Source organism: Kineococcus vitellinus (genome assembly GCF_009906315.1).
Taxonomy (GTDB): domain Bacteria; phylum Actinomycetota; class Actinomycetes; order Actinomycetales; family Kineococcaceae; genus Kineococcus; species Kineococcus vitellinus.
The window spans coordinates 1-2,988 of sequence record NZ_JAAALL010000406.1; the positions used below are offsets into that span (position 1 = coordinate 1).

At 76.7% G+C, this 2,988-nt stretch carries 3 protein-coding genes and 1 pseudogene; 1 reads left to right on the top strand and 3 read right to left on the bottom strand.

Annotated elements, in window-relative coordinates:
• Positions 1-346: pseudogene (locus tag GTQ99_RS21610) on the top strand (MFS transporter); the annotation flags it as partial.
• Positions 347-440: 94 nt separating this feature from the next.
• Here GTQ99_RS21610 and GTQ99_RS21615 read toward each other — a convergent pair.
• The 3 genes from GTQ99_RS21615 to GTQ99_RS21625 form a co-directional block, all read right to left on the bottom strand.
• Entirely contained in the window at positions 441-1,469 is a 1,029-nt protein-coding gene (locus GTQ99_RS21615) for a cell wall-binding repeat-containing protein (RefSeq protein WP_166617756.1), read from the bottom strand.
• 35 nt (positions 1,470-1,504) lie between these two features.
• A complete protein-coding gene (locus GTQ99_RS21620; protein ID WP_166617757.1) occupies positions 1,505-2,437 on the bottom strand; it encodes a ferritin-like domain-containing protein in 933 nt (310 codons plus the stop codon).
• A 101-nt stretch (positions 2,438-2,538) separates the two neighbouring features.
• Positions 2,539-2,988, bottom strand: a 450-nt coding sequence (locus tag GTQ99_RS21625; RefSeq protein ID WP_205707982.1) for an SSI family serine proteinase inhibitor, incomplete at its 5' end; no start/stop codon positions are given.

The window sequence follows — 2,988 nt, forward strand, 5'->3', positions numbered from 1 at the left end:
GCTCGCCGGTGCGGCCGCGGCGGCCGCGCTGCTGGTGGTGGTGCCGGTGGGCCGCCCCGTCGCCCCCGCTGCCGCGCTCGCGCTCGCGGGTCTGGTGACGCCCGCGGTGCTCGTCGCGGCCGCCCTGCTCACCGAGGCGGCCGTGCCGGCGGGTGCGCTCACCCGGGCGCTGACGTGGCAGTCCTCGGCGAGCGCCGCGGGGTCGGCGGTGGGTGCGGCGCTGGCCGGGCACGCGGTCGACGCGGGCGGTGCGCCGGCGGGTGCGGCGTGCGCGGCGGGAGCGGCCCTGCTCGTCGCGGTGCAGGCGCTGCGCACCCGGGCCGCCCGCTCCGCGGCCGGGGGCTGACCCGGCCGCGGGACCCGGCCCGGGTGCGGCGGCGGGCGCGCGGAACCGCCGGAGGGGGTGCGGCTCCTGCCCTCCGGCGGCGTCCGGGGTGCGGCTACTGGACGGCGGCCGTGGCCGCGTCGACCGTGCTCTGGCGGACGGAGGACTCCCCGCCGAACACCCAGCCGTCGCCGGAGGTCGTGTAGTTCGCCTTGCGCGCCGACAGGTAGGCCGTGGTGCCGGTGCCCAGACCGCCGTCGAAACCGGTGAAGACCAGCGGCACGCCGCCGGCACCCGCGACCGGGGCGGCGGAGAGCGCGTCGGCCGCGGTGGCGTCCGTGCCGCCGACGAGCGCGATGCTCTGGGGGTCGAAGCCGTCGTCGGCGATCACGTCGTCGGCGATCTTCGCCGCGGTCTCCTGGCGGTCCGCGCCGGCGATGCGCTCGCGGCCGCCGAGCGCGGCGTAGGTGCTCTCCGAGATCGACCCCGGACCGCCGAGGACGACGCGGTTGCCCGTCCCGAGGTCCTCCAGCGCCTGCGCCGTGGCGGCGGGGACGCCGCCGGCCTCGGTGAGCAGGATCGGGTAGTTCCTCGCCCACGCCACCGGCCCGGCGGCCAGCGCGTCGGCCGTCGAGGTCCCGCTGGCGATGAACACCTGCTCGGGGGCGCCCTGGTCGTCGGCGGTGGCGACCGCCGCCGCGGTGGCGTAGCGGTCGGCGCCGGCGAGGCGGGTGACCTCCACGCCGTCGGCCTCCCAGGCGTCCTCCTGCGCCTGCGGCACCCGGTTCGTGCCGCCGACGATCCACACGTGCTCGACGCCGAGGCGCTCGAGCTCGGCGGCGGTGGCGGCCGGGACGCCGGGCACGTCGGTGTAGAGGATCGGGGCGCTGCGCAGGCCCGCGAGGTAGGAGGCGGTGAGCCCGTCGACGGTGGCGTAGCCGTTGACGACGACGGCGTCGGCGGTGGTCCCGTCGGCGGGGTTCAGCAGCTTGGAGGCGGCGACGGCGGTGGCGAACCGGTCCGCGCCGGAGATGCGGTCGTCGAACGCGAAACCGGCGGCGGCCTGGGCGGGGGCGGCGGCGACGGCCGCGGTCCCGAGGCCGACGAGGACGGCCACGGCGGCGCTGGTGAGCTTCTTGTGCACGGGATTCTCCTGGTCTGGTGGTCGGCTCGTGCGGGTCAGCTCGTGGCGATCTCGCCGTTGAGGCCGGCGGGGTAGAACCCGCCCCTGCTCACACCCGCACCCGGGGTCAGGTACACGATGTTCAGCACCTCCTGCGGGGTGCGGCTGAAGGCGATCGCGTCCGCGTCGGCGGCGACGAGGTTCGCCCGCCCGCCCTCGCCCACGGTGATGCCCTGGTCCTTGTCCGCGCCGCCGCCGTCGAGGGCGTCGCGCGCGTCGGAGATGAGGTTGGTGGGCACGGCGAGGCCGTTCTGGTACAGCAGCGTGCGCACGATGCCGGAGTGGTAGGCCTCGACGGCGAGGATGCCCGCGGCGGCCTCCAGGTAGGCGGGGGTGGAGATGAGCGGGGCAGCGCCCTTGTAGGCGGTCACCCCGACGTCCTCGAAGAGGAACGCGCCGAGCAGGAAGAACTCCTCGGAGGAGAACGGGTCGAAGCTCTGCCCCTGCTCGATGACCCCGGCGGCGACGGCGGCGGCGGTGAAGGAGCTCTGCAGGTCGATGGCCGGGCGGGAGACGGCGCTGCCCCCGAGGGCCTTGCGCAGGAAGTTCACGTGGGCGATCTCGTCGCCGGCGATCTCCTCGGCGTAGTAGCGCATCGCCTTGCTCTTGAAGGGCACACGGTGCCCGCCGGTGACACCGCCCATCGTGCCGGTGCCGGTGGCCATGGAGTCGGCCAGGCCGTGGCCGAAGGCGGCGTAGCAGTAGAACTCCGCCTCCAGGTACTCCAGGTTCAGCGCGAAGTTCAGGACGCTGCCCTCGCTGGGGGCGGCGGCCGCCGCGGCCTGCGCGGAGGTGGCGTTCGCGCCGACCAGGCCGGCGCCGACGGCACCGGCCGACAGCAGGCCCATGCCGCGCAGGAAGTTCCTGCGGTCGGCCGGCGTCTCGGAGCTGCGGTTGATCATGTCGATGACGAGCGACTTCTTGAACATCGGCGTCTCCAGTGTCGTCGTGACGGTGTCGTCGTGCGACGGTGTCGTCGTGTACTGACACGGGAGGTTCGGAGCCGCCGCGCGGGCGGATTGGAGGATCCTCAGGCGGGTCCCAGCGGGGTCGGCGCGCCCGCCCCCGGCTGCAGCAGCGCCGCCAGGCGGTCCCAGCGCGAGATCTCGCAGCCGTCGGTGCGCTCGAAGGTGGCGGAGACGTCCCGGCCGGCCCAGCGGCCGCTCACGCTCGCCCGCTGCGGCCCGCCGTAGACCTGCGTGCAGGCCGTGCCGCGCGGCACGGGGGCGAAGGGGTCGGCGAGGGCGCCCAGCGCGGCGCACGCGGCCGCCGCGTCGGGGTGGTCCCCGCCCGCGGTGCCGTCGGCGGAGCAGGTCAGCGTCCACGTCGTGCTCGTGCCCGCGCCGTCGTCGAGGACGACGGTCAGCTCGCCGTCGGCGGCCGCCGGGGCGCCGGGCGCGGGCGCGCCGGTGCCGCCCCCGGTGCCGGGGTCGGGGCTGGCGCTGGTGCCGGCGGTGGGGTCCTGGCTGGGCACGGCGGG